The organism is Amycolatopsis sp. CA-161197 (assembly GCF_050942255.1).
Taxonomy (GTDB): domain Bacteria; phylum Actinomycetota; class Actinomycetes; order Mycobacteriales; family Pseudonocardiaceae; genus Amycolatopsis.
The window spans coordinates 967,475-991,875 of record NZ_CP192059.1 but is presented as its reverse complement, the minus strand read 5'-3'; the positions used below and the strand labels follow the sequence as shown (position 1 = coordinate 991,875).

Annotated in this window: 22 protein-coding genes and 1 pseudogene; 7 read left to right on the top strand and 16 right to left on the bottom strand. The window is 68.5% G+C overall.

Annotated features, from left to right (window positions below):
• The first annotated feature begins 31 nt into the window (after positions 1-31).
• Positions 32-613, top strand: coding sequence for a TetR/AcrR family transcriptional regulator (locus ACQPXB_RS04925; RefSeq protein WP_432849726.1), 582 nt, complete (start codon positions 32-34; stop codon positions 611-613).
• Between the two features lie 50 nt (positions 614-663).
• Here ACQPXB_RS04925 and ACQPXB_RS04920 read toward each other — a convergent pair whose 3' ends face one another.
• From ACQPXB_RS04920 to ACQPXB_RS04905, 4 genes are read right to left on the bottom strand one after another with little or no spacing between them, the layout of a single operon-like run.
• A complete protein-coding gene (locus tag ACQPXB_RS04920) occupies positions 664-1,509 on the bottom strand; it encodes a carbohydrate ABC transporter permease (protein WP_366575545.1) in 846 nt (281 codons plus the stop codon).
• Positions 1,506-2,441: a carbohydrate ABC transporter permease gene (locus tag ACQPXB_RS04915; RefSeq protein ID WP_366575547.1), complete on the bottom strand. Its 936-nt coding sequence runs from the start codon at positions 2,439-2,441 to the stop codon at positions 1,506-1,508. Before ACQPXB_RS04915 ends, ACQPXB_RS04920 begins: the two co-directional genes overlap by 4 nt.
• Positions 2,438-3,778, bottom strand: a complete 1,341-nt coding sequence (locus ACQPXB_RS04910; protein WP_366575548.1) for an ABC transporter substrate-binding protein — start codon at positions 3,776-3,778, stop codon at positions 2,438-2,440. Before ACQPXB_RS04910 ends, ACQPXB_RS04915 begins: the two co-directional genes overlap by 4 nt.
• Positions 3,771-4,775: a zinc-dependent alcohol dehydrogenase family protein gene (locus ACQPXB_RS04905; RefSeq protein ID WP_432849722.1), complete on the bottom strand. Its 1,005-nt coding sequence runs from the start codon at positions 4,773-4,775 to the stop codon at positions 3,771-3,773. Before ACQPXB_RS04905 ends, ACQPXB_RS04910 begins: the two co-directional genes overlap by 8 nt.
• A 131-nt stretch (positions 4,776-4,906) precedes the next feature.
• Here ACQPXB_RS04905 and ACQPXB_RS04900 point away from each other — a divergent pair, with 131 nt between their 5' ends.
• Positions 4,907-5,890 (top strand): sugar-binding transcriptional regulator, encoded by a 984-nt coding sequence (locus ACQPXB_RS04900; RefSeq protein WP_366575552.1) that lies wholly within the window; start codon positions 4,907-4,909, stop codon positions 5,888-5,890.
• Here the strand turns inward: ACQPXB_RS04900 and ACQPXB_RS04895 are convergent.
• Positions 5,882-6,496 carry a LysE family translocator gene (locus tag ACQPXB_RS04895; protein WP_366575554.1) on the bottom strand — a complete coding sequence of 205 codons (615 nt, stop codon included), beginning with the start codon at positions 6,494-6,496 and terminating at the stop codon, positions 5,882-5,884. The genes ACQPXB_RS04900 and ACQPXB_RS04895 overlap by 9 nt on opposite strands.
• A 78-nt stretch (positions 6,497-6,574) precedes the next feature.
• Positions 6,575-6,796 (bottom strand): annotated as a pseudogene (locus tag ACQPXB_RS04890) (winged helix-turn-helix transcriptional regulator); the annotation flags it as partial.
• Between the two features lie 337 nt (positions 6,797-7,133).
• Here ACQPXB_RS04890 and ACQPXB_RS04885 point away from each other — a divergent pair.
• Positions 7,134-7,760: a hypothetical protein gene (locus tag ACQPXB_RS04885; protein WP_386946501.1), complete on the top strand. Its 627-nt coding sequence runs from the start codon at positions 7,134-7,136 to the stop codon at positions 7,758-7,760.
• Between the two features lie 7 nt (positions 7,761-7,767).
• On the opposite strand, the gene ACQPXB_RS04880 is transcribed toward ACQPXB_RS04885, so the two are convergent.
• A complete protein-coding gene (locus tag ACQPXB_RS04880) occupies positions 7,768-7,899 on the bottom strand; it encodes a hypothetical protein (protein ID WP_255638653.1) in 132 nt (43 codons plus the stop codon).
• 94 nt (positions 7,900-7,993) lie between these two features.
• Positions 7,994-10,498: a DEAD/DEAH box helicase gene (locus ACQPXB_RS04875; protein ID WP_432849718.1), complete on the bottom strand. Its 2,505-nt coding sequence runs from the start codon at positions 10,496-10,498 to the stop codon at positions 7,994-7,996.
• A gap of 155 nt (positions 10,499-10,653) precedes the next feature.
• Between ACQPXB_RS04875 and ACQPXB_RS04870 the strand changes: the two genes are divergently transcribed.
• The gene (locus tag ACQPXB_RS04870) at positions 10,654-11,901 is read left to right on the top strand and encodes a primosomal protein (RefSeq protein ID WP_366575562.1); all 1,248 of its coding nucleotides are present in this window, start codon (positions 10,654-10,656) and stop codon (positions 11,899-11,901) included.
• A 112-nt stretch (positions 11,902-12,013) separates the two neighbouring features.
• Here ACQPXB_RS04870 and ACQPXB_RS04865 read toward each other — a convergent pair whose 3' ends face one another.
• Both ACQPXB_RS04865 and ACQPXB_RS04860 read right to left on the bottom strand, forming a co-directional pair.
• The gene (locus ACQPXB_RS04865; protein ID WP_432849716.1) at positions 12,014-13,228 is read right to left on the bottom strand and encodes an MFS transporter; all 1,215 of its coding nucleotides are present in this window, start codon (positions 13,226-13,228) and stop codon (positions 12,014-12,016) included.
• Between the two features lie 111 nt (positions 13,229-13,339).
• Positions 13,340-14,431 (bottom strand): adenosine deaminase, encoded by a 1,092-nt coding sequence (locus ACQPXB_RS04860; RefSeq protein ID WP_366575566.1) that lies wholly within the window; start codon positions 14,429-14,431, stop codon positions 13,340-13,342.
• Between the two features lie 211 nt (positions 14,432-14,642).
• Between ACQPXB_RS04860 and ACQPXB_RS04855 the strand changes: the two genes are divergently transcribed.
• Positions 14,643-15,770, top strand: coding sequence for a PA containing protein (locus ACQPXB_RS04855; RefSeq protein WP_432849713.1), 1,128 nt, complete (start codon positions 14,643-14,645; stop codon positions 15,768-15,770).
• A gap of 211 nt (positions 15,771-15,981) precedes the next feature.
• On the opposite strand, the gene ACQPXB_RS04850 is transcribed toward ACQPXB_RS04855, so the two are convergent.
• From ACQPXB_RS04850 to ACQPXB_RS04825, 6 genes are all read right to left on the bottom strand, one after another.
• Positions 15,982-17,259, bottom strand: coding sequence for a thymidine phosphorylase (locus tag ACQPXB_RS04850; protein ID WP_432849711.1), 1,278 nt, complete (start codon positions 17,257-17,259; stop codon positions 15,982-15,984).
• A complete protein-coding gene (locus ACQPXB_RS04845) occupies positions 17,256-17,642 on the bottom strand; it encodes a cytidine deaminase (RefSeq protein ID WP_432849709.1) in 387 nt (128 codons plus the stop codon). The genes ACQPXB_RS04850 and ACQPXB_RS04845 overlap by 4 nt, the downstream gene beginning before the upstream one ends.
• Positions 17,642-18,898 (bottom strand): ABC transporter permease, encoded by a 1,257-nt coding sequence (locus ACQPXB_RS04840; protein WP_386946879.1) that lies wholly within the window; start codon positions 18,896-18,898, stop codon positions 17,642-17,644. The genes ACQPXB_RS04845 and ACQPXB_RS04840 overlap by 1 nt, the downstream gene beginning before the upstream one ends.
• Positions 18,899-18,918: 20 nt before the next feature.
• Positions 18,919-20,016: an ABC transporter permease gene (locus ACQPXB_RS04835; RefSeq protein WP_366575571.1), complete on the bottom strand. Its 1,098-nt coding sequence runs from the start codon at positions 20,014-20,016 to the stop codon at positions 18,919-18,921.
• Positions 20,016-21,581 carry an ABC transporter ATP-binding protein gene (locus ACQPXB_RS04830; protein ID WP_386946492.1) on the bottom strand — a complete coding sequence of 522 codons (1,566 nt, stop codon included), beginning with the start codon at positions 21,579-21,581 and terminating at the stop codon, positions 20,016-20,018. Before ACQPXB_RS04830 ends, ACQPXB_RS04835 begins: the two co-directional genes overlap by 1 nt.
• A 78-nt stretch (positions 21,582-21,659) precedes the next feature.
• On the bottom strand, positions 21,660-22,805 hold the full coding sequence (locus ACQPXB_RS04825) for a BMP family lipoprotein (RefSeq protein ID WP_366575574.1): 1,146 nt from the start codon (positions 22,803-22,805) through the stop codon (positions 21,660-21,662).
• Between the two features lie 691 nt (positions 22,806-23,496).
• Here ACQPXB_RS04825 and sdhC point away from each other — a divergent pair.
• Together sdhC and ACQPXB_RS04815 are read left to right on the top strand one after the other, a co-directional pair.
• Positions 23,497-23,940: a succinate dehydrogenase, cytochrome b556 subunit gene (gene sdhC, locus ACQPXB_RS04820; protein ID WP_364181685.1), complete on the top strand. Its 444-nt coding sequence runs from the start codon at positions 23,497-23,499 to the stop codon at positions 23,938-23,940.
• A 2-nt stretch (positions 23,941-23,942) separates the two neighbouring features.
• Positions 23,943-24,359, top strand: a complete 417-nt coding sequence (locus ACQPXB_RS04815; protein ID WP_220246220.1) for a succinate dehydrogenase hydrophobic membrane anchor subunit — start codon at positions 23,943-23,945, stop codon at positions 24,357-24,359.
• Positions 24,360-24,401: the final 42 nt, after the last annotated feature.

The window sequence follows — 24,401 nt, the reverse complement described above, 5'->3', positions numbered from 1 at the left end:
GCACTCGCCCACTTAGCTACCGGAGTTTGCTTTGCCGACAGGTGTCCACCTCCGCGACGTGCGTGCCCAGCTCTTCGACGCCGCCGAACGCGTCTTGCTTCGAGGCGGCCCCAGCGCCCTGACGAGCCGCGCTGTCACCGACGAGGCCGGCTGCGCGAAAGGCGTGCTGCACAAACACTTCACCGACTTCGACGGCTTCCTCACCGAGCTGGTCCTCGACCGCATCGCCCAGGTCCACGCCCTCTCCGACACCCTGGCCGCCTCCGCCGGCACCGGCTCAGTGGTGGACAACGTCTGCTCCGCTCTGCACGACGTCTTCACCTCGGTCGCCATCTCTGTCGTCGCCCTCATCACTTTCCGCGACGAACTCCGCACCCGCCTCCGCACCGCACGCCCGGGCACCGGCGTCCCCCTCGCCTCCGACGCCGCCCGCATGCTCGCCCGCTACCTCACCGCCGAACGCACCCTCGGCCGCCTCACCCCGAACGCCGACGTCGACACCCTCGCCCCGACTTTGGTGGGCGCCGGGCATCTTCATTTTGCCGACCGCTCCACCGAGGCGTCGCCGTTGCGCCCCATGGTCGCGGCGGTGCTGTCGGGTGTTCTCGCGTAAAAAAGGTGGCCACCCTCGAACCAACAAGGACGGCCACCCGAAAACAGAACCTACTTGACCGCCCCCATCGACAACCCTCGCACCAGGTGGTTCTGCGCGAACCACCCCACGATCATCACCGGCAGCGAAGCCAGCAACGCCGCCGCCGACAGCTGTGCCCAGTACAACCCCTCACTGGTGATGAACCCGACCAGGAACACCGGCACAGTCCCAGCCCGAGCCGCCGTCAGGTTCACCGCGTAGAAGAACTCCGTCCACGAGAAGATCACGCAGATCAAAGCCGTCGCGGCAACACCAGGAGCGACCACCGGCATGATGATCTTTCGCAGCAACGTCGGCAGATTCGCGCCGTCGATGTGGGCCGCCTCGATCATCTCGCCGGGGACCTCGAGGAAGAACGAGCGCATCATCCAGATGGCGAGCGGCAGGTTCATCGACGTGTACAGGATGATGAGCGCCCACACCGTGTCGAGCAGGTTGGTGTTCTGGGAGATCACGTACAGCGGGATGATGGCCGCGACGATCGGCAGCATCTTGGTGGACAGGAAGAAGCTCAGGGCGTTCTTCGTCTTCTTCACCGGCGCCAGCGAAAGCGCGTACGCCGCCGGGATGCCGAGCAGCAGCACCAGCAGCGTGGACACCACCGTGACGAACGCCGAGTTCGCCAGGTACGGCAGGAAACCGCCCTTCAGCACACCCGAGATCTGGTCGAACGTCGGGCTGAAGAAGAGCTTCGGCGGGTCCGTGTAGGCGTCGGATTCCTGCTTGAACGCCGTGAGGATCATCCACAGCAGCGGGAACACGAAAAGAATGGCGACGATCCACGTGGCGACGGTGAGCGAACCCGCCCCGTAGCGGCGCTTGCGCCCGGAAATCCCGGAAACAGCCGTGGTCATTTCGTCCCTCCGTCCACGGAGAACGCGCGGAACATGAGGCGCAGGGCGAACGTCGCGACGATCATCGTGATGATCACGACCACCACGCCCATCGCCGACGACTGGCCGATGTCGAAGCCCTCGAACGCGCGCTGGTAGATGTAGAACGGCAGGTTGGTGCTGGCCGTGCCGGGACCGCCCTGCGTCATGAGGAAGATGGCGTCGAAGCTGTTCACGATGTAGATCGCGCCCAGCAGCGTGGCGAGTTGCAGGAACCGCGACAGGTGCGGCAGCGTGATCGACACGAACGTGCGCCAGCGGCCGGCGCCGTCGACCGAGGCGGCCTCCAGCACGTCCTTCGGCTGGCTCTGCAGGCCGGCGAGCGTCAGCAGCATCATGAACGGCGTCCACTGCCAGATGATCTGCGCCATCACCGCGGCGAGCGGGAACTGCGAAAGCCAGTCGACGTCGGTGCCGAACACGAAGTGCAGCAAGCCGTACGTCGGGTCGAACATCGTGGTCTTCCACAGCAGCGCGCCGGCCGCCGGCAGGATGAGGAACGGCGTGATCAGCAACGTCCGCACGAAACCGCGGCCGACGAACTTGCGGTCCAGCAGGATCGCCAGGCCGAGCCCGAGCAGCAGCGACACGAACACGCACACCACGGTGAGCACCACGGTGTTGAGCAGCGCGCCGAGGAACGTGGTGTCGGTGAAGACGTCGGCGTAGTTCTGCAAGCCGACGAAGTGGAACGAGCCCGGCCGCACCAGGTTCCACGACTGGAACGAGTAGTAGATGGTGAGCAGGAACGGAATCTGCGTCACCGCGATCACGAAGATCAACGCGGGCAGCAACGGCAGGCGCCGCTTGCCGGCCGTCCCGGTGGCCTTCTTGGTGGTGCTCGTACGAGTGCGGGCCGGCGCGGTGCCGGCGGGGACCGAGATCGTACTCATCCCTGCACCTCCTGGTAGGACTTGCCGACCGTTGCGGCGTACTTCTGCGACTGCGCGAGCGCATCAGCCACCGACGTCTGGCCCGCGATCGCCGCGGACAACTGCTGGCTGACGCGCGTGCCGAGGTCCTGGAACTCCGGGATCCCGACGAACTGGATCCCCGGGTACGGCACCGGGCTCACCATGGCTTTCTGCTGGTTGGCGTCGGCGATCCCGTCGAGCGTCGGCTGGGCGTACGCCTTGGCCGCGTCGCGGTACTGCGGGATCTCGTACGTCGACTGGCGGGTGCCCGGCGGTACGCGGTTCCAGCCGTAGGTTTCGCCGACCTTCTTCGCGTACGCCTTGTCGGTCATCCACGCCATGAACTTCCAGGCATCGTCCTTGTCCTTGGCGACCTTCGGGATACCCAACGCCCACGTGTAGAGCCAGCCGCTGGCCTGCGTCTTCTCGACCGGGGCCGGCGCGTAGCCGTTCTTGCCGACGACCTTGCTGCTGGTGGGGTCTTCGGTGGTGCCGGTCATCGACGTGGCGTCGTACCACATCGCGGCCTGGCCCTGGGCGTAGCGCGTGCCGCACTCGGAGAACCCCGCACTGGAGGCGCCGACCTCACCGTGGTCGCGCACGAGGTTCACGTAGAAGTTCGCCGCCTGCGTGAACTCCGGGCTGGTGAGCTTGGCGTTCCAATCCTTGTCGAACCACTGCGCACCGAAGGTGTTGGCGACGGTGGTGAACGGCGCGAGGCTCTCACCCCAGCCCGGCTTGCCGCGCAGGCAGATGCCCGCGATGCCGGCGTTCTTGTCGTCGAGCTTCGCCGCGTAGTCCGCGATCTGCTGCCACGTCGGGTGCGCCGGCATGGTGATGCCGGCCTTCTGGAAGAGGTCCTTGCGGTAGACCACAAAGGACGATTCCCCGTAGAACGGCACCGCGTACATCTGGTTCTCGTACGAGAGCGACTGCCGGATGCTGGGGATGAAGTCGTTCTCGTCGTAGCCCGGGGTGGCCTTCATGTGCGGTTCGAGGTTCTCGAGCCAGCCGTTGGCCGCCCACTGCGGGGCCTCGTAGTTGCTGATCATCACCACGTCGAACTCGCCGCCCTGGGTGGCGGTGGAGGCGGTGATCTTCGCGCGCGCCTCGTTCTCCGGCAGGGAGACGAACTTGAGGTGCACGCCCGGGTTCGCCTTCTCGAACTCACTCGAGAGCGAGATGGCGTCCTTCATCTGGGGGTTCGAGACGATCGCGATGACGAGCGTCCGCCCACCGTTGCCGAACGACCCGGCTCCGGCGCATCCCGTGACGAACAACGCTGTTGCGGCAAGGAGGCACAGGAGTTTACGCAAGGCCGCCTCCGGGGAGCACCTGGATCTTGAGGCCGGAGCCGCTGCGCATCTTGGCCAGCGCGTCGGGGTACTGCTCCAGCGGAAGGGTGTCGGTGATCAGCGCTTCGGTGTCGATGTAGCCCTTGCTGACGAGGCCGAGGGCGTTGCCGTAGCTGTTGAGCACGGCCATGGAGCCAACGATGGTGATCTCGTCGTTGTAGATGCGGAACGGCGACAGCGCCACGCGGGCCTCGGCAGGCGCGACGCCGAACACCAGCAGACGGCCGCCGCGGCGCAGCGCGTCGAAGGCCGACTCGATGGCGGGGGCGGCGCCGGTGCAGTCGACGGCGGCGTCGTAGAGCTCACCGTCCAAAGCGGACACGTCCTCGGCCACGGCGGTCGCGCCGAGGTCGGTGGCACGCGGCAGGCGGCTCGCGTTGCGGTCGACGACGGTGACTTCGGCACCCGCTCGTTGGAGCAGCTGCTGCATGATCAGGCCCATCGTGCCGGCGCCGACCACGAGGAAGCGTTCGCCCGCCTCGACGCCGATGCGGCGCACGCCGTGCACGGCGCACGAGACGGGTTCGACGAGCGCGCCCTGTTCCCACGTCATCGAGTCGGGCATCTTGTGGCAGGTGTCGGCCGGGACGGCGACGTACTCGGCGAACGCGCCGTTGACGGTGTCGCCGGTGGCGTTCCAGTTTGCGCAGAGGTTGCCGTGGCCGGAGCGGCACGACGTGCAGTAGCCGCAGTACAGCGACGGGTCGACGGCCACGCGGTCGCCGATCTTCCACTCGCCCGGCACGTCGGCGCCGAGCTCGACGATCTCGCCGGCGAACTCGTGGCCGGGAACGATGGGGTACGGCGTCGGCGGGAAGTGCCCGTCGGCGATGTGCAGGTCGGTCCCGCAGATCCCGCAGGCGCCGACCTTCACGACGACCTGGCGCTCTCCGGGCTTCGGATCGGGAACGTCGCCGACCCGGATTTCCCCGGGCCGGTCCACGATCGCGGCACGCATGCCTCATCCCCTCCCTAGGCGCTCATATGAGCAGTATCGGCGTATCACGCAGCTAATTGGTGGAAGCATTACAGGTGTTTTCTAGGGGTTTCGTCAACCTTTTGGTTGGGATTCTGCGGTATGGTGCTCATATGAGCAGGAAGAAGGCTCGGCCGCTGCTGACCGAGAGCTTGGAGCTGGCCACCATGGCCCGCCGCTTCTACGTGCAGGGCCGGTCGAAACTGGAGATCGCCGAGGAGTTCGGCGTCAGCCGGTTCAAGGTCGCGCGCCTGCTCGACACCGCCCGCGAAACGGGCCTGGTCAGGGTGGAGTTCGACCTGCCGGCACCGCTCGACGTGGAGCTGTCCGACGAGGTCAGGCGCGCCTACGGGCTGCGGCGCGCTTTGGTGCTCGAACGAGCGGCGGCGAAGGAGCCGCGCGAGGTCGTGCGCAAGAAGGTCGGGACGCTCGCCGCTCACCTCCTCGAGGAGATCGCCCGCCCGACGGACGTCATCGGGCTGTCGTGGGCCCGGTCGGTCAACGCGATGACCGAGGCCATCAGAACACTTCCGCGCTGCCCGATCGTGCAGTTGTGCGGCGTGCAGGCCGGCATGGACATGCGCGGGCGCTCCGTCGAAACCGTGAGCCGCGTGACCTCGGTCTCCGGCGGCGACGCTTATCCGATCTTCGGCCCCCTCGTCCTCCCCGACCGCCGGACCACGGAGATCCTGCGCCACCAGCCCGGCATCGCGGAGACTTTCGGGCAGTTCGGCAAGCTGACCAAGGCCGTCGTGAGCATCGGCGCCTGGCTACCCGGCGAGTCCACCGTCTACGACGCCCTGGACGAAGCCGAGCGCGCCGCCATCGCCGCCCGCGGCGCGACGGCCGAGGTCGCCGCCCGCCTGTTCGACGCCTCGGGCAACGCCCTGTCGACCGGCCTGGCGCACCACGTCCTGGCCATCAGCACGGAAGAACTGCTCGCCGTACCGGAGGTGATCGCCATCGGCTACAGCGCCCCGAAGGCGGCCGCTGTGGACGCCGTGCTGCGGTCCGGCATGGTGTCCACGCTCATCACAGACGCGGCGGCTGCGGTGCCGCTGTTGGAGTTGGCGGAGAAGCGGCCGCTGTCAGAGTGAACTGTCGACCGCGAGCACACCGGCGAGGATGACGAAACAGATGCCGGAGCCGGCGTCGACCTTGCGCTGGGTCCTGGCCTTCACGCCGGCGACGCCGATGGCGCGGCCGACCAGCACGTAGGCGAGGCCGACGACGAGCTCGACCCCGAGGTAGGCGGCGCCGAGCTCGGCTAGCGCGGTCGGGCTGCCGGTGGTGGTGAACTGCGGCAGGAGGGCGGCGAAGAGCAGCAACGCCTTGGGGTTGCTGATCGCGACGGCGAACTCGTTGACCACGACGGCCCGCAGGTTCTTGCTCTTCGGCGGTTCCGGCGCCTGGCTCATCTCGCGGCGGGCGCGCAGGATGCTGCTGATGCCGAGCCACAGCAGGTAGGCGACGCCGATCCACTTGAGGATCGTGAGCAGCTCGGCGGACGCGGCCAGCAGCGTCCCCAGACCGGCCGCGACGAGGCCGATCAGAACCACGAACGCCGCGAACCGGCCGCCGATGCCGGCCATGGCGTAGCCGATGCCGTAGCGGGCGGCGTTGCGCAGGCCGAGCAGCTGGTTGGCGCCCGGGATGAGCGACACCAGGACCGCGGCGGGGACAAAACCGGCCCAGTCGACCATGGCTCGCCTCCTCGGATTTCGTTCCGGGGGACGGTAACCCGCGTTTGTCCGGCAGGGGCTGGGTTTGTGACGAAGCCTTCAGGCGTTCTGGGCCTTGACCACTTCATCCCCGTGCTCGTCAGCCCATCGACCGAACGCCTCGATCGGCCCGAGGAAGCTCTCGCCCAGCGCGGTGAGGGTGTAGCGGCCGTCTACGCGGCGGACGAGCCCGTCGCGCTCGAGGCGGCGGACGGCTTCGGTCAGCACCTTCGCGCTGATCCCGCCGATGCGCGCGAGCAGCTCACCGTGGCGGCGCGGGCCGTGGCGTAGTGCGCTCGCAGCCGGCCGCGACTCAGAACACGTCGCGGGAAGAGCCCACCGGGTTCACAGCTCGCCGATACGCGGACTTGTAACACCAGCGAATCCGCGGACTTCCCGGACCGCCGCGAGCACAAGCAGCCTGCGACAACGCCCGACGTCGGATGCACTCCCCTGGCCGCCGGCGGCCTGGAGCGTGCCACGTTGCTGGAAGCGACCGCCGCGTTCGCGATCGGTCTGTGGCGCGCCGGCTTCGACACGCGGGCGGCGTTCGTCTCGGGGTGATCTCAGGGTGTTCACCGGATGTGCCCGCGGTGGTGTCCAGGCGATTGTTACTGGTGTGACAAGGGTTTCGCCGCGGTGGCGGCAGGCGGTGGTGTGGCTGCACGCGGTGTCGTCGATCGCGTGGATGAGCCAGGCGTTCGGGCTCATGACGCTGACCCTCGTGGCGCTGCGGGGCGACGGGACCACCCGCGCCGCCGCGATGAACATGGCGCGGCACCTCGACACGGCGCTGCTGGCGCCCATGGCCAACGCCGCCGCGTTCACCGGCCTCGTCCTGGCAGGCGCGACCGCCTGGGGTTTCTTCCGGCACTGGTGGGTGCTCGTGAAGTTCGGGCTCACGCTCGTGCAGCTGTACGCCGGGATCTTCCTGGTGTCCCCCGCTTTGGAGAACGCCGCCGCAACGGCCACCCCGACGTGGCAACAGGCCGCCGGCGCCGGGCTCATGGCGGGCGGACTGGCCGTGCAGGCGTGGATTTCCGTGGCGAAGCCCTGGTCCCGCACGCCCTGGTCCCCCACCACCAAACCCGCGACGGCGCCCACGTGGGTGTTCGTGGCGGCGATCGTCGCGCCGGTTCTCGACACCACCGCGGGTCTGGTGCTGGGCTACCCGTTGCCCGCGCTGTCGCTGGTGATGCTCGTCGTCCTGCTCAGCGGACGGCGGCAGCGCTTGGCCGTGGCCTGACGCTCGTCTACTCGACGTCCCCACCGCTGGCGGGCTTGGCCTCCACGTCCCCACCGCTCGCCGGCTTCGCTTCCACATCTCCGCCGCTCGCCGGCTTGGCCTCGACGTCACCACCGCTGTTGTTCTTGTCCTCCACCATGGCCCCCTCCTCCTTCTCGGCTCGCCCAAACGTTAGGGCGCACCGGAGGACCCCACGGCCACTCAGACAAACCTCACTCAAACGGACGCGGCCGTCAGAGTTGGTTCACGTCCACGATCCGCACCACGGCCGAACCCACCTCGTCCGACGCGCGCAGATCCACCTCCGCGCTGATGCCCCAGTCGTGGTCACCGGCGGGGTCGTCGAAGATCTGGCGGACGCGCCACAAGTCGGCTTCCTGTTCGATGAGCAGCAGCGCCGGGCCGCGGGCGTCGGGACCGGTGCCGAGGGTGTCGTGTTCGTCGAAGTAGTCCTCGATGGCGTCTTCCCAGGCGTCGGCGTCCCAGCCGGTGGCGGCGTCGAGCTCGCCGAGGGCGTAGTAGTTCCGGCGGGCGGCGAGTTCGACGCGGCGGAAGAGCTCGTTGCGCACCAGGACGCGGAAGGCGCGTTCGTTGCGGGTGACCGCGGGTGGTTCGGAAGGCGTGCGCTCCAGAGGAGAACCGTCGGCCGACGGGTGCCGCAAGGCCTCCCACTCGTCCAGCAGGCTGGAGTCGACCTGGCGGACCAGCTCGCCCAGCCACTCGATGAGGTCCTGCAGCGCCTCGGTCTTCGCCTCGTCCGGGACGGTGTGGCGCAGCGCGTCGTAGGTGTCCGCCAGGTAGCGCAGCACCAGGCCCTCGGAGCGGGCCAGCTGGTAGAAGCCGATGTACTCCACGAAGTTCATCGCGCGCTCGTACATGTCGCGCACCACGGACTTCGGGGACAGCTGGTAGTCCGCGACCCACGGGTGCCCCTGCCGATAACTGGCGTACGCCGCGGAAAGCAGCTCCTCCAACGGCTTCGGGTACGTCACCGCCTCGAGCAGCTCCATGCGCTCGTCGTACTCGATGCCCTCGGCCTTCATCGCCTGCACGGCCTCGCCGCGGGCCTTGAACTGCTGCTGCGACAGCACCGGCCGCGGGTCGTCCACGGTGGATTCCACAATGGACACGACGTCCAACGCGTACGACGGCGATTCCACGTCCAGCAGCTCCACCGCCGCCAACGCGAACGGCGACAACGGCTGGTTCAGCGCGAAGTCGAACTGCAGGTCCACCGTCAGCCGCACGATCCGGCCGTCGGCGTCCGGAGTGGACAGCCGCTCCACGACGCCCGCGGCCAGCAGCGCCCGGTAAATGGCGATGGCCCGCAGGATCAGCTTCCGTTGCGTCGGCCGGTCGGAGTGGTTGTCCTCCAGCAGGTGCCGCATGTGGTCGAACGCGTTGCCCGGCCGGGAGATCACGTTCAGCAGCATCGAATGCGACACCTGGAAGCTCGACGTGAGCGGCTCGGGCTCGGCCGCGATGAGGCGGTCGAACGTGCTCTCCGTCCAGTTGACGAACCCCTCCGGCGCCTTCTTCCGGACGATCTTCTTCCTCTTCTTGGGGTCGTCGCCCGCCTTCTCCAGGGCCTTCGCGTTCTCCACGACGTGGTCGGGCGCCTCGACGACCACGTACCCGTCGGTGTCGTACCCGGCGCGCCCCGCGCGGCCGGCGATCTGGTGGAACTCGCGCGCCTTGAGGTGGCGCTGGCGCACGCCGTCGTACTTGGTCAGGGCGGAGAACACGACCGTGCGGATGGGCACGTTGATGCCGACGCCGAGCGTGTCCGTCCCGCAGATCACCTTGAGCAGCCCGGACTGCGCGAGCGTCTCGACCAGGCGCCGGTACTTCGGCAGCATGCCGGCGTGGTGCACGCCGATGCCGTGGCGCACGAGCCGCGAGAGCGTCTTGCCGAAGCCCGCGGAGAAGCGAAAATCACCGATCAGGTCGGCGATCGCGTCTTTTTCGGCCTTCGTCGTGACGTTGATGCTCATCAACGTCTGCGCCCGCTCGATGGCGGCGGCCTGCGAGAAGTGCACCACGTACACGGGCGCCTGGCCGCCGTGGAGCAGCTCGGACATGGTCTCGTGGATGGGCGTGAGCGCGTACCGGAAGGTCAGCGGAACCGGCCGCTGCGCCGACGTCACGACGGCCGTCGAGCGGCCCGTGCGCCGCGTGAGGTCCTTCTGGAAGAACGAGACATCGCCCAACGTGGCCGACATGAGCACGAACTGCGCGCCCGTCAGCTCGATGATCGGGACCTGCCACGCCCAGCCGCGGTCGGGCTCGGAGTAGAAGTGGAACTCGTCGGCGACCACCTGGCCCACGGGCGCGTCGGCACCGAAGCGCAACGCGATGTTCGCCAAGATTTCGGCCGTGCAGCAGATGATCGGGGCATCCGCGTTGACGCTGGAGTCGCCGGTCATCATGCCGACCTTGTCGGCGCCGAAGATCTCGATGAGCTGGAAGAACTTCTCCGAGACCAGCGCCTTGATCGGGGCGGTGTAGTAGCTGCGGCGGCCGTGGGCGAGCGCCGTGAAGTGGGCGCCGACGGCCACGAGGCTCTTCCCGGAACCGGTGGGCGTCGAGAGGATCACGTTGGCGCCGGAGACGACCTCGATCAGCGCCTCCTCCTGGGCCGGGTACAGCTGGATGCCCCGCTCGGCCGTCCACGTGGAGAAGGCTTCGAACAGGGAGTCGGCGTCGGGATCCGCTGGCAGGAGGTCTGTGAGTGTCATCGCGGTGCCCATCGTGCCATCCCCGGGCCGCCAGTTCCCCAGGGGCGATCGCGGCTGCTTGCCCCAACCCGTAGGCTTCGCGGTACCGCGCACCGACCGGGGGATACTTCCGGGCGGGCGCGCGTACACGGGCGGTACTCCGGAGGGTTCGCAGAATGGCACAGGACATCATCCCGATCGAGCTCGGGCTGCCGCAGGGCGACGTCGTCACCCTGTGGGCTCCGCGGTGGCGGGAGGACGGCGAGGAGTGGGAAGCGTTCCTCGGCGACGAGGACGACCTGTACGCCTTCCCCGACGCCGCTCACCTGGCCGCTTTCGTGCGCACGTCCGACCAGCACGACCTGCTCGACCACCCGGCGTGGGACGCGGTGCCGGCGCTGAACGTGCCCGAGCTGATCCCGGACGACGACCACTCCTACGACCTCGTCGGCGTGCCCGAGCTGGTCGCCGAGGAGCCCGACTCGTGGACGATCGCGGAGCTCGCGGAGATCGTCGGCATCGTCCGGTCGCTCGCCGACGTCTGCGAGCTCGACGAGGTGCACGAGGTCCTCGACGCGTACGAGGGCTTCTCGCTCCTGGAGCAGGGCCGGCTGCCGTTCACCGGCCGCGAGGGCGAGGCCCTGTGGAACGACCTGTCGAAGGCCGTGTCCGAGAAGTGGGACATCGTGCTCGACGCGATCGACAACCTCGTGACCGTGCCCGAGGTCGACGCCGCCGTGCTGGAGCAGACGGCCGAGGAGCTGGCTGCGTTCCACGAGGAGTCGGCCGAGGCCGAGGCCGCGCAGCCGGAGGACCTCGAAGCCGTGGACGCGCCCGACTCCGATGAGGACGAGGACGACGAGCCGGTCGGCTTCTGGGGCGAGGTCGGCATCGACCCGATCAAGATCGTCACGGCCGGCGCCGAGTACTACACGCTGCGCTGCTACCTCGACGACAAGCCGATCTTCCTCGGCAGCGAGGGCGAGATCGACGTCTTCCCCTCCGAGAAGGCCCTGCTCGCCGCTCTCAAGGACGGCAAGGACGTGGCCGACACCGACCTCGCCGACGTGTCCACTTGGGACGACGTGCTGACCAAGGCCGCGGCGGACGACCTCGAGATCGACATCGATGCCGAGAACACCTACGTCCTCACCGGCCTCGACGACGACATCGCCGCGGGCGTCGAGTCCATCGACCCCAACCAGCTGGAGCTGGCGGTCGAGCTCATCACCGACGCCGCCGACTGGGCCGAGGACGACTCGGTCGAGACCGCCCTGTCCCAGAACGAAAGCCTCGGCTGGCTGGTCTCGTTCGTCCTGCGCCCCGACCCGACCCGCCTCGAGCCGAGCGCGCCGTTCGACACCGAGCAGAGCGCGTGGCGCAAGCTGGTGGAGTCGTTCGAGAACCGCCTGACGGTGGTCTGAACCTCTTGACGCACCGCCGGCGGCCGCACTCGAATCCAGAGTGCGGCCGCCGGCGTCTTTCCAGGCCCGCGTGAGCCCGGCCCACCGCACAACGGTTCGGAATCCGTCCCGCTCAGTGGTGTGCTTCGGCCTCCGCGCGCACCGGCACCACGGCGATCGCCAGCGCCGGGAACACCGCCACCACGCAGAACGCCAGCGCGTAGCGGCTGTCGCCGATCAGGAGGCCGAGCAGGGGTGGCGTGAGGGCCCCCGCGATGTTCTGCGCGGTGTTCTGGGTGGCCATCGCGCGGCCGGACCAGGCGACGCCGGCGAGTTCGGCGGAGGCGGTGAAGCCGAGGCCGTTGTCAGCGACCGTGATGATCGCGGCGAGGACCAGGGCGAGCAGCACGAGCCACAACCAGGTCGCGTCGCCGAGGGCGACGAGCAGCATCACGACCACGCCGGCCATCGCGAGCTGGCGCATCGGGCGCAGGCGGCTGCCGACGCGGTCGGACCAGTAGCCCGATGCCAGCCGGCCCGCCGCGCCGAGCACCTGGGCCACCGCGAGGAACACGCCGGCGCCCGACGGGCTCCAGTGCTGCTGCGACACGAGGTAGACGGGCGCGAACGCCGACACCGTGAACTGCGGCACGACCAGCAGCGCGCTCGCGCCGTGCACGCGCCACAACCACGGCTTGCGATACGGCGAAGGCGGCTTCGAAGCGCCGGCGGCGGGGCGCGGCGGCCGCGGCGGGTCCATCACGAACACCGCGACCAGCAACGCGACCAGGATCGCCAGCACGGCCGGCAGCAGCATCGCGGCCTGGAACCCCCAGCGCGCGGCCAGCGGCGGCAGGCCCAGCGCGGCGACGCCGACGCCCAGCGGCTGGGCCGTCTGCCGGATGCCCATCGCCATGCCGCGCTCGGACTTCGAGAACCAGCCCATCACGACCCGGCCGCTCGCCGCGTTGACCGACGCCGTGCACGCTCCGGCAACAAGGAACACGCCGAAGAGAAGCCCGACCGGGTGATGCCACAGCGCGGCGTACACCAGGAGTAACCCCGAAACGCCCAGTCCGAGGGCCATGATCAGACGCTCTCCGTAACGGTCCGCAGCCGCGCCCCACACGATCAGGGTGAGCAGCAGGCCGATGCTCGGCGCGGCGACGACAGTGCCGGCCTCGGCGAGCGTCAGGTCGTCGGCGGCGCGCATCGCGGGGACCAGGAAGGGCAGCCCGTAGAGGAAGGAACAGCTCGCGGTCTGCGCGGCGAGGCCGAGCGCGAGGATGAGCCACCGTCGAGAACTGGGCTTTTCGCGTATCGACTCCCCGGCCGCGACCTGCGACATCTTCCTCACCGTCTCACATATTGAGAATTAGTTCCTACATTCTGAACTTTAGTTGGGCATGCTAACGAACGCAACCACCAGGCGGGCGGTCGCGTTCGGCAGCAAGCGGCGTCAGGCCAGAGCGGCGTACCCGGGCTTGATCACGTCGTTGATCAGCGACAACCGGGCGTCGAAATCGAGGAACGCGGATTTCATGGCATTGATCGTGAACCAGCGAAGATCATCAAGACCGAACCCGAACGTGGTCGCCAGAGCGGTGAATTCACTGGTCATCGTGCATCCGCTCATCAGCCGGTTGTCGGTGTTCACCGTGACCCGGAAGTGCAGGCGGGCGAGCTGCGCGATCGGGTGGTCGGCCAACGAGGAGACGGTGCCGGTCTGGACGTTCGACGTCGGGCAGATCTCCAGGGGTATGCGGCGGTCCCGAACGTAGCTCGCCAACCGTCCAAGGTGGACCGTTCCGTCCGAATCGGTCTTGATGTCCTCGACGATCCGGACACCGTGGCCGAGCCGTTCGGCGCCGCAATACTGGAGGGCCTCCCAAATGGACGGCAAACCGAATGCCTCGCCGGCGTGAATCGTGAAATGCGCGTTGTTCTGACGCAGATATTCGAATGCGTCGAGATTTCGGGTGGGCGGAAAGCCGTCCTCGGGGCCGGCGATGTCGAAGCCCGCCACGCCGGCGTCGCGGTGGCGCACGGCCAGCTCGGCGATCTCGAGCGCGCGGGCGTGCTGACGCATCGCGCAGAGCAACGTGCCGACCTTGATCGCACCGCCCGCGGCGGCCACGCGCTGTGTTCCCTCGTCGAGACCGGTCTGGACCGCTTCGACCACCGCATCGAGTGACAGGCCGCGTTCGACGAACAGCTCCGGTGCGTAGCGCAGCTCGGCGTAGACCACCCCGTCGGCCGCGAGGTCTTCCACAGCCTCGGCCGCGACCCTGACCAGCGCTTCCTCGGTCTGCATCACGCCGCAGGTGTGGGCGAACGTCTCCAGGTAGGACACGAGCGAGCCGGAGTCGGCGGCCTCGCGGAACCAGCGGCCGAGGGCCTCGACGTCGGTGGTCGGCAGGGCGTCGTAGCCCGTCGCTTCGGCGAGCTCGACGACGGTGGCCGGGCGAAGGCCGCCGTCCAGGTGGTCGTGCAGCAGGACCTTGGGGGCTCGGAGCAGGGTCGCTGCGTCGAGCGGGGTTACGTCTGACATGCACCAACGGTAGTCTTGTTGTCATTCCCCTACATGGCGGTAACTCTGAGCGTCGAGGCAACCCTGAGCTTTGACGATCAAGGAAGGAATCGGCCATCCGGGTAACGCCGCCGTTATCCCGTCTTAGCGGGGCCCACACGCACAGCAATTTTTCACTAGATAAGCTTCGGGCCACGTCCCTTCCATTTCCCCGCCGACGAAGGACACAGCAGTGACCACTGACAACCACATTGCCGCTCCGTCCTTCGACCGGATGCGCAACATGCTGGTGCGCGCGGCCGAAGTGCGCGAGAGCGAACAGCAGCAGATCTTCGACGCGCTGGACGACATCTACGCGCGCCTCGCCCCGGTCGACTCGCTGGGCGCCGTGCGCAAGCGGCTGTCCGAGATGCCCGACCGCACCGAGGTCGGCGTGATCGCGGAGCGCCTCGACGAGGCCATGACGCGCCTGGAGGCCCAGGACAACGCGATCGCCGCCCTGACCCACGCGGTCGAGAGCATCGTCGACAAGCTGGCCAAGCCGTTCGCGCAGCTCGACGGCCGGCTCGACGGCGTCGCCGCGCGCTTCGAGGGCGTCGCCGGCCGGATGGACGGGCTCGAGGACAAGCTGCAGAACATCCACCGCCGGCTCGACGAGCTGGGCGGCCACCTGGACAAGCAGGACGCCAAGCTCGACTCGATCCCGCAGACCACGCAGGGCCCGGTGCGCGAGCGCATCGAGCTGGCGGAGGCCACCCTGCGCGAGCGCATCGAGATCGCGGACGCCAGCCTGCGCGAACGCATCGAGACGGCCGACCACGAGCTGCGCACCCGTGTCGACGAGCTCGACCGCGCCACCCGCGAGCGCTTCGGCAGCACCACGGACGCGTTGCGCACCGCCATCACCGAGACCGGCGAGATGGTCGACGCCTCCGAGCGCCTCGAAGGTCTGGTCAACCGCCTCGACACGGTCACCCAGCGCCTCGACGACCTGGGCAACCGCCTCGACAAGGTCGAAGACGGCTTCGTCTCCCAGCTGGGCGACCTGGACGGCTCCATCAAGACCGGCCTCTCCAAGGTCGAGGGCACGCTCGCCAAGCAGCCCGACACCGACTCCGTCGACTCCCTGGTGCGCCGCTCGAACGACGAGTCCGTGCGCCGGATCGGCGGCCAGCTGGACGAGGCCATGGCCACCTTCGCCGAACTGATGCTGGGCGGCGGCCCGGCCGTGCAGCAGATCGCCCCGCCCGCCCCGGCGCCGCGCCAGCCGCGCCGCAGCTCGCGCAACGGCCGGTCCCCGAAGGCGGTGGACCCGAAGGCGAAGAACGGGTCTGAGCCGGAAGACGCTGCTGGTGAGTGAGGTTTAGTCCTCTTGGAGAAAGCCCCTGCCTCGGCGGGGGCTTTCTTCGTCTGGACCACCTGGCGAAGGTGTCCCGCAGGCTTCCTGCGGGACACTCTTGTGTTCAGGGCTGGTCCATTCGATCGGCCCCCACCGACAAAAGCGGTGGCCAAGGCGATCGGGGGCCGAGTTGTCCACAACTCAGGGATGGTGTGAACAACTCGGCCGCGAGTCAGGAGCGGATGGTCTCCAGGACGATCGGCCCCACAGCCGGAGCCGTGTCCGACACCGAGAAAGCCCCGTCCAAAGCCGCCAGAGCGCCGGCCACTGCATCAGGTGTGTCGGTGTGCAGCTCCAGCAAAGGCTGGCCGCCGACAACCGGATCCCCCGGCTTCGCGAGGCACAGCACGCCGGCCGCCGACTGCACCGGGTCTTCCTTGCGGGCGCGGCCCGCGCCGAGGCGCCAGGCCGCCACGCCGACCGCGTAGGCGTCCAGCGAGGCCAGCACCCCCGACGAAGGCGCCGGAATCACGTGGACGTGCGCAGGTGTAGGAAGCGGAGCCGAAGGATCCCCACCCTGAGCGGTGATCATGCGGGCCCACGTTTCGTAAGCCTCGCCCGAAGCCAGTACGGCCGCAGGGTCCACTGAGGACAAACCGGCCAGAGCGAGCATCTCGCGGGCCAGGGCGATCGTCAGGGAGACCACGTCGGCCGGACCGCCGCCCTGGAGGACCGAGACTGCCTCCGCGACCTCCACGGCGTTGCCGACTGCACGGCCCAAGGGCACGTTCATGTCCGTGATCAGAGCCGTCGTCGCGACGCCGTGAGCCGCGCCGATCGAGACCAGAGTCGAGGCCAGCGAACGAGCGTCCGCCACCGTCTTCATGAAAGCGCCCGAGCCCGCCTTCACGTCCAGGACCAGGCCCGACGCGCCCTCGGCGATCTTCTTCGACATGATCGACGAGGCGATCAGCGGGATCGACTCCACGGTGGAAGTGACATCCCGCAGGGCATACAGCTTCTTGTCCGCCGGGGCCAAACCCTCCGTGGCCGCACAGACAACAGCACCGACCGAAGAGAGCTGCGCGGTGATCTCGGCCAACGACAGCGAAGCCCGCCAGCCCGGGATGGACTCCAGTTTGTCCAGGGTGCCGCCCGTGTGGCCGAGGCCGCGGCCGGACAGCTGAGGCACGGCCGCGCCGCAAGCAGCGACCAACGGCGCCAGCGGCAAAGTGATCTTGTCGCCGACGCCGCCCGTCGAGTGCTTGTCCACCGTCGGGCGCCCGACGGACAGCGAGAGCCGCGAGCCCGACGCGATCATGGCGCCCGTCCAGCGGGAGGTCTCGCCGGGAGTCATCCCGCGCAAGTAGATGGCCATGGCCAGCGCGGCCATCTGTTCCTCGGCCACAACCCCGTGGGTGTAGGCGTCCACCACCCAGTCGATCTGCGCGTCCGACAGAACACCGCCGTCGCGTTTGGTTCGGATGATGTCGACGGCGGCGAAGGTCACGGGAGGTCCTCGGGCCCGAAGGCGTCGGGCAGGACGTCGGACATCGGCAGGATTCCGCGTGGCGTGTCGACCAGACAGGCAGATCCGCCCAGCTCGAACAGGATCTGCCGGCACCGCCCGCACGGCATGAGCAGCTCGCCCGCGCCGCTGCGGCAGGCGACGGCCACCAAGCGGCCGCCGCCGGACAGCCGCAGCTGGCCCGCCATCGTGCACTCGGCGCACAGACCCAGGCCGTACGAAGCGTTCTCGACGTTGCAGCCCGTCACCATGCGGCCGTCGTCCACGATGCCCGCGACGCCGACGTGCAGGCCGGAGTAAGGCGCATACGCCGAAGAAGCGGCCGTGACCGCGGCGGCCCGCAGCGCGTCCCAGTCGAAAGACATCAGTCGCCCTCCCCTCGTCGATACGGTGCGCCGTCGGCCTTCGGTGGACGCAGCCGTTGAGACGCCACCGCCAGCACGATCAGCGTCACGAAGTGCGCCGTGTACGGGATCAGGTCGCTCGGCAACGTGTCATTGGTCCAGTAGATCGCGTACAGCGCGCCGGCGGCGATCACGCCGAGCGCGGCCGACAGCCAGCGCTTCCGGAACAGCTGCACGATCACGATGATCGCCACGAGGATCACCGCGCCGTACAACAGCGCCAGCACCGCGGTGCCACCGCCGGCGAGCTGCAGGCCGTCCGCGTACCCGAACAGCGCCGCACCGCCGAGCAGGCCGCCCGGGCGCCAGTTGCCGAAGATCATGGCGGCCAGACCGATGTACCCGCGGCCGTTGGTCTGGTTCTCCAAGTAGTCGGCGCCGCCCTTGAGCAGCACCAGCGAAGCGCCACCCATGCCGGCGAAGCCGCCGGAGATCAGCACGCCGAGGTACTTGTAGCGGTACACGTTGACACCCAGCGACTCCGCGGCCACCGGGTTCTCACCGCACGAACGCAGGCGCAGGCCGAACCGCGTGCGCCAGAGGATCCAGTAGCTGACCGGCACCAGGATGATCGCGATCATCGTCAGCGGCGCGATGCCGGTGACCAGGCCACGCAGAATGCCGGCGACGTCGGAGATCCCCACGCGCTGCTCGTTCTCCAGCGTGCCGAGCCAGTCGGACAGGCCCGACGCGGAGTACGTGTCGAACTTCGGCACCGGCGGCGACTGCCGCGGGTTGCCCGAGATCGGCTCGAAGATCAGGTTCGCCAGGTATTTCGCGACGCCCAAGCCCAGCAAGTTGATCGCCACACCGGAGACGATGTGGTTGACGTTGAAGGTCACCGTCGCCACCGCGTGCAGCAGGCCACCGATGGCGCCGAACGCGATCGCCGAGATCAGGCCGACCCACACGCCGCCGTAGTAAGCGCCCCAGGCTGCGCCGAACGTGCCGAGGATCATCATGCCCTCGAGGCCGATGTTGACCACGCCCGCGCGCTCCGACCACAGGCCGCCGAGCGCACACAGCAGGATCGGCAGCGCGAGCCGCAGCGCGGTCGACGCCGTGTTGCTCGACGTCAGCGCCGAAACACCGGTCGAGTACGACGCCGTGGACATCACCGCGATCGCCACGACGGCCCAGATCACGCCGCGCAGCCAGCCGGGCATCCGCCGCCGGGGCATCACCGGCTCGGTGATCCCGGAGGCGGGATCCGGCATCGGGAACTCCGTCACCTGGCTCACACCGCACCGCCTTCCGCGACGGACGAACCCTTGCGCCCGTTGCCGGCGAGCGCCCGGCCCACCCTGCGTTGTTCCGCCGCGAGGTCGGCGCGGCGCACGATCTCGTACGCGACGACGACCGACAGCACGATGATGCCCTGCATGATCGTCGCGATCTCCTTGGACACGTTGATCTGCTCCAGCGACACCGCCGAGGTGTCGAGGAACGCCCACAGCAGCGCGCCGAACGCGATGCCGCCGGGGTGGTTGCGGCCCAGCAGCGCCACGGCGATACCGGTGAAGCCGTACATCTGCGTGGCCGTGATGCCGTAGCTGTAGTCGCGGCCGAGCAGCTCCGGCATGGCGACGAGACCCGCCACCGCGCCGGAGAGCAGCATCGCGATCAGCGTCATCCGCTTCGCGCTCACGCCACCGGCCGCCGCGGCCGTCGACGACTCACCGCTCGCCTTGAGCTCGAAGCCGAACCGCGTGCGGTTGAGCATGAACCAGTAGGCGATGCCGATCACGATGGCGATGAAGAAGAACCCGAACAGCACGCCCGAGCCGAGCGGGATGCCGGGAATCCGGCCCGACGGCGCGATCGTGCGCGTGCCGATGTTGTTGCCCGTCTGCACGCCGAACTGGTCGGCGTTGACGAGGAACGCGATGATGCCGGCGACGATCGAGTTCAGCATGATCGTCGAGATGACCTCGCTGACGCCGCGGGTCACCTTCAGCACGGCGGGGACCAGCGCGTACAGCGCACCCGACGCGACCGCGACGATCAGGATCACGAGGGTGTGGAGGACCGGCGGCAGCTGCAGCGCGCCACCGATGATCGCGGCGACCACGGCCGCGAACCGGTACTGGCCCTCGACACCGATGTTGAACAGGTTCATCTGGAAGCCGATGGCCACCGCGAGCCCGGACAGGTAGTACACCGTCGCGAGGTTCACCGTGTCCACGGCGGTGGAGCCCTTGAAGAGCTGGCCCACCATGGTCCCGTACGCCTCCAGCGGGTTGGCGCCGGAGATGACGAGCGCGATCGCCGAGAGCAGCACGGCGAACACGATCGCGAGCAGGGGCGGCAGCAGCCGCGTGCGCCACGAAGTCATTACGCTTCTTCACCTTCTTCGGCACCGGTCATGGCGGAACCGAGTTCCTGCGGGGTCACCGTGGCGGGGTTCGCCTCGCTCACCAGGCGCCCGCGCAGCATCACGCGGATCGTGTCGGAGAGCCCGATCAGCTCGTCGAGGTCGGCGGAGATCAGCAGCACCGCGAGCCCGTCGGCGCGCGCCTGCCGGATCTGCTCCCAGATCATGGCCTGCGCACCGACGTCGACGCCGCGCGTCGGGTGCGAAGCGATGAGCAGCACGGGATTGCCCGACAGCTCGCGCCCGACGATCAGCTTCTGCTGGTTGCCGCCCGAGAGCGCGGCGGCCGGCACGTCGATGCCCGGCGTGCGCACGTCGTACTCGCGGACGATGCGCTCGGTGTCGCGACGCGCGCCGGCGATGTCGAGCAACTGTCCACTCGAGACGGGTTTGCGCGTCTGGTAGCCGAGGATCCGGTTGGCCCACAACGGCTGAGTGAGCAGGAGGCTGTGGCGCGTGCGGTCTTCGGCGATGTAGCCGATGCCGGCCTCGCGCCGCGCGAGCGTGCCCAGCTTCACCAGGTCGTGGGTCTTGCCGTCGGCCTCGGCGAGCTCGATGTGCCCGCCGCTGGCCTTGCGCATGCCCATGATCGTCTCGACGAGCTCGGTCTGGCCGTTGCCCTCGACGCCCGCGATGCCGAGCACCTCGCCCGCGTGCACGGTGAAGTCGATGTCGTCGAGCAGCCGGAGCGACGAGTTCTCGGCCGTGAGGCTGATGCCGGTCAGGCGCAGCACGCCGCGGTCGGTCACCGTCGACTCGCGCGTCTGTGGGCTCGGCAGCTCCGAGCCCACCATCATCTCCGCCAGCTGACGGCTGGTGATGGACTTCGGGTCGACCGTGCCGACGGTGGTGCCGCGCCGGATCACCGTGACGGTGTCGGCGATCGAGCGCACCTCGTCGAGCTTGTGGGAGATGAAGAGGAAGGTGTAGCCGTCGGCCTGCATCTCGCGGACCGTGGCGAACAGCGCGTCGACCTCCTGCGGCACGAGCACCGCGGTGGGCTCGTCGAGGATGATGATCTTCGCGCCGCGGTAGAGGACCTTCACGATCTCCACGCGCTGGCGGTCGGCCACGCCGAGCTCCTCCAGCAACGCGTCGGGCTTGGCGCGCAGGCCCGTCTGCTCGGAGAGCTTCTTGAGCCGGGCGCGCGCCGCGCCGCCGATGCCGTGGAGGGCCTCGGCGCCGAGGAACACGTTCTCGGAGACGGTGAAGTTGTCGGCGAGCATGAAGTGCTGGTGCACCATGCCGATCCCGGCCTGGATGGCGTCCTGCGGGTTGCGCAGCTTCACCTCGGTGCCGTTGATCGCGATGGTTCCCTCGTCGGGCTGCTGCATCCCGTAGAGGATCTTCATCAGGGTCGACTTGCCCGCGCCGTTCTCGCCGCAGAGGGCGTGCACCTCGCCCGCGGCCACGGTGAGGTTGACGTCGGAGTTGGCGACCACACCCGGGAAGCGCTTGGTGATCCCGGTCAGCTGGACGGCCGTCGTGCCCCGGTCGGGGACGGCATCGGCCTCGGCAGTGCTCATTGCTGGGGCATCCAGTTCTGTCGAAACGCGTGAGGGCTCGGAAGGAAGATCCTTCCGAGCCCTGGCACGTGGCGGGTACTACTTGGCCGGCTTGTCCGAAACCTGGATGGCGCCCGAGATGATCTGGGCCTTGTAACCGTCCAGCACGTCCTTGATGTCGTCGACCTTGCCGCCGGAGGTGGCGTAGCCGACGCCGTCGACCTTCAGGTCGAAGCGCTTCGGCAGCACGCTCAGGTCGCCCTTCGCGTCGGCCTGCAGGAAGTCGAACACCGCGACGTCCACGCGCTTCATCATCGAGGTGAGGATGATGTCCTTGTCCGCGGCGACCGTGGCCTGGTTGTACTGGTCGGAGTCGACCCCGATGGCCAACGCCTTGCCCGACGTCTTGGCGGCGTCGAACACGCCCTTACCGGAGGCACCGGCGGCGTGGTAGATCACGTCCGCGCCGTTGTTGATCTCGGCGGCGGCCTTGACGTTGCCCTTGGCCGGGTCCTGGAAACCGGAGAAGTCACCGGCCGGCGTGAGGTACTCGTCCTCGATCTTGACCTTGTTCGACACGGCCTTGGCGCCCTGCAGGTAGCCGGCCTCGAACTTCTGGATCAGCGGCGTGTCCACGCCACCGACGAAGCCGATGTGACAGTTCTTGCTCTTGTAGACCGCGGCGACGCCGGCCAGGAACGAGCCCTGTTCCTCGGCGAACACCAGCGGCGTCACGTTGGGGAGCTTGATCGTGTCGTCGTCGACGATCGCGAAGCGGGTGTTCGGGTGCTTCGGCGCGACGGCGGCCACCGACGGCGCGTAGGCGAAGCCGACCGCGATGATCGGGTTCAGGCCCTGCGACGCCATCTGCTCGAGCCGCTGCTGCTTGGCCGACTCGCTCTCGCTCGGGCTGGCCGTGCTCTCGCTGACGGTCGTGATGCCGAGCTCGGACTTCGCCTTGTCGACGCCGGCCGCGGCCGCGTCGTTGAACGAGGCGTCACCCCGGCCGCCGATGTCGAACGCCAGGCCGACCTTGAGCTTGCTGCCGTCCACCTTCTCGCCGGACGAGCTGCTGGTCGTGGCTGCCGCCGGAGCCGCGGGCGGCTTCGGCGCGGTGACGCAGCTCGAGTCCGAGCTGCCGGCCGCGGCCGTGTTGTTGCTGCTGCCCCCGCCGGTGTCCTTCGCGCACCCTGCCAAGGTGAGGACCCCGGCCATGGTCGCGGCGGCCAGCGCGGTTCCACGCATGCGACGCAACGTGTGTCTCCCTCCCCGCTGATCCAGCGGACTAAGTGGAAGCGACCCGGCAGTTCTTCGTCAGTGCCGAGTTCAACCGCCAGACCGTACCCAACCGCCAGACAACCGCCATAGGAAAGGCACGCTACGTAACACAAACGTTTACTCAGCGGTCTGATTCGCGACCGATCGTGTACTTACGGTGATCAACTGAATCAGGCAAGTGCTCACCAGCTGTCACAGTCCGGGGCACCGCGGCCCGTCGTCGCCGCGCGACGGAACCCGTCCGGACGATCTTCGTCCACCGCCCGGCGAAGGCCCCGCGGGACGGGCGTTGCGGACATCACGAAACCCGTTCGGGCCCGGCTGGTTTTTCACTCGCGACCGGATCCGGTTCCGGTCTGCTGAATCGAATCGACCGGGCCGGGAGCCCCAGGTCGGATTCGCCCTGGACCGCCCGTGGAGCGTGGCCGGCGCCACACGTCCGAGTGGTGCGGGACGCTCCGGGTGTCTGGTCCATCACAGAGACGAACCCGGAGGTGAGCCGGGTCCAGATGGCGGGTCTAGCATCCTTTCATCCACGCTCGATGGCCTTAGATCTCGGCACCGCTGCCGGCGTTGTCCCCAGTGGACCGACGCTGAAGCGGGTGCGGACCTCACCGGTCAGCCGGGCACAACAGATGACGTTGGAGGCCGTTCACCGATGTCCACCACGGCGAGCACTGCCACCGAGGCAGGAGCGAGCGATCGGGCGGGTGCCTCACGCCGGCAGGGGACCTTCTACCGGGGCGACCCCGGCATGTGGTCCTGGGTGCTGCACCGCATCACCGGCGTGCTGACATTCTTCTTCCTGTTCGTGCACGTGCTCGACACCGCGCTCGTCCGCGTGTCGCCGAACACCTACGACCAGGTGATCGAGACGTACAAGACGCCGCTCGTGAACCTGCTCGAGGTCGGTCTGGTCGGGGCGGTCCTCTTCCACGCCCTCAACGGCGTCCGCGTCATGCTGGTCGACTTCTGGTCCAAGGGCCCGAAGTTCCAGAAGACGATGCTGTGGGTGATCGGTGTCGTGTGGGTCGTCGTGATGATTCCGGGTGCGTTCTTCATGCTGAAGCGCACGGTCGAGACGCTCTTCGGGGGTAACTGACCATGGCCGACTCGCTCGTCATCGAATCGCCGCGCACCCCCAAGCGCCCGGCGGCCCGCCGCAGCAACTTCGAGCTCTACAGCTGGCTGTTCATGCGCATCTCGGGCCTCGCGCTGATCATCCTGGTGCTGGGCCACCTGCTGATCATGAACATCCTCGACGGCGGTGTGCACCGCATCAACTGGGGCTTCGTCGCCGGTCGCTGGGCTTCGCCGTTCTGGCAGTTCTGGGACCTCGCGATGCTGTGGCTCGCCGAGATCCACGGCGGCAACGGGCTGCGCACGATCATCGACGACTACGCCCGCAAGGACTCCACGCGGTTCTGGCTGAAGATCCTGCTGTACGTCTCGATGGTCCTGATCCTGGCCGTCGGCACGCTGGTGATCTTCACGTTCGACCCCGAGATGCCCGCCAGCTAGGCGCACCCACCACACACAGTGCTCGATTCCTGATAAGCGGAG

Bases quoted from the DNA above. Each gene is read 5' to 3' on its own strand.
- ACQPXB_RS04920 (WP_366575545.1), bottom strand. From the start codon at position 1,509: ATGACCACGGCTGTTTCCGGGATTTCCGGGCGCAAGCGCCGCTACGGG.
- ACQPXB_RS04915 (WP_366575547.1), bottom strand. From the start codon at position 2,441: ATGAGTACGATCTCGGTCCCCGCCGGCACCGCGCCGGCCCGCACTCGT.
- ACQPXB_RS04905 (WP_432849722.1), bottom strand. From the start codon at position 4,775: ATGCGTGCCGCGATCGTGGACCGGCCCGGGGAAATCCGGGTCGGCGAC.
- ACQPXB_RS04900 (WP_366575552.1), top strand. From the start codon at position 4,907: ATGAGCAGGAAGAAGGCTCGGCCGCTGCTGACCGAGAGCTTGGAGCTG.
- ACQPXB_RS04895 (WP_366575554.1), bottom strand. From the start codon at position 6,496: ATGGTCGACTGGGCCGGTTTTGTCCCCGCCGCGGTCCTGGTGTCGCTC.
- ACQPXB_RS04880 (WP_255638653.1), bottom strand. From the start codon at position 7,899: ATGGTGGAGGACAAGAACAACAGCGGTGGTGACGTCGAGGCCAAGCCG.
- ACQPXB_RS04875 (WP_432849718.1), bottom strand. From the start codon at position 10,498: ATGACACTCACAGACCTCCTGCCAGCGGATCCCGACGCCGACTCCCTG.
- ACQPXB_RS04870 (WP_366575562.1), top strand. From the start codon at position 10,654: ATGGCACAGGACATCATCCCGATCGAGCTCGGGCTGCCGCAGGGCGAC.
- ACQPXB_RS04865 (WP_432849716.1), bottom strand. From the start codon at position 13,228: ATGTCGCAGGTCGCGGCCGGGGAGTCGATACGCGAAAAGCCCAGTTCT.
- ACQPXB_RS04860 (WP_366575566.1), bottom strand. From the start codon at position 14,431: ATGTCAGACGTAACCCCGCTCGACGCAGCGACCCTGCTCCGAGCCCCC.
- ACQPXB_RS04845 (WP_432849709.1), bottom strand. From the start codon at position 17,642: ATGTCTTTCGACTGGGACGCGCTGCGGGCCGCCGCGGTCACGGCCGCT.
- ACQPXB_RS04840 (WP_386946879.1), bottom strand. From the start codon at position 18,898: ATGCCGGATCCCGCCTCCGGGATCACCGAGCCGGTGATGCCCCGGCGG.
- ACQPXB_RS04835 (WP_366575571.1), bottom strand. From the start codon at position 20,016: ATGACTTCGTGGCGCACGCGGCTGCTGCCGCCCCTGCTCGCGATCGTG.
- ACQPXB_RS04830 (WP_386946492.1), bottom strand. From the start codon at position 21,581: ATGAGCACTGCCGAGGCCGATGCCGTCCCCGACCGGGGCACGACGGCC.
- ACQPXB_RS04825 (WP_366575574.1), bottom strand. From the start codon at position 22,805: ATGCGTGGAACCGCGCTGGCCGCCGCGACCATGGCCGGGGTCCTCACC.
- sdhC (WP_364181685.1), top strand. From the start codon at position 23,497: ATGTCCACCACGGCGAGCACTGCCACCGAGGCAGGAGCGAGCGATCGG.
- ACQPXB_RS04815 (WP_220246220.1), top strand. From the start codon at position 23,943: ATGGCCGACTCGCTCGTCATCGAATCGCCGCGCACCCCCAAGCGCCCG.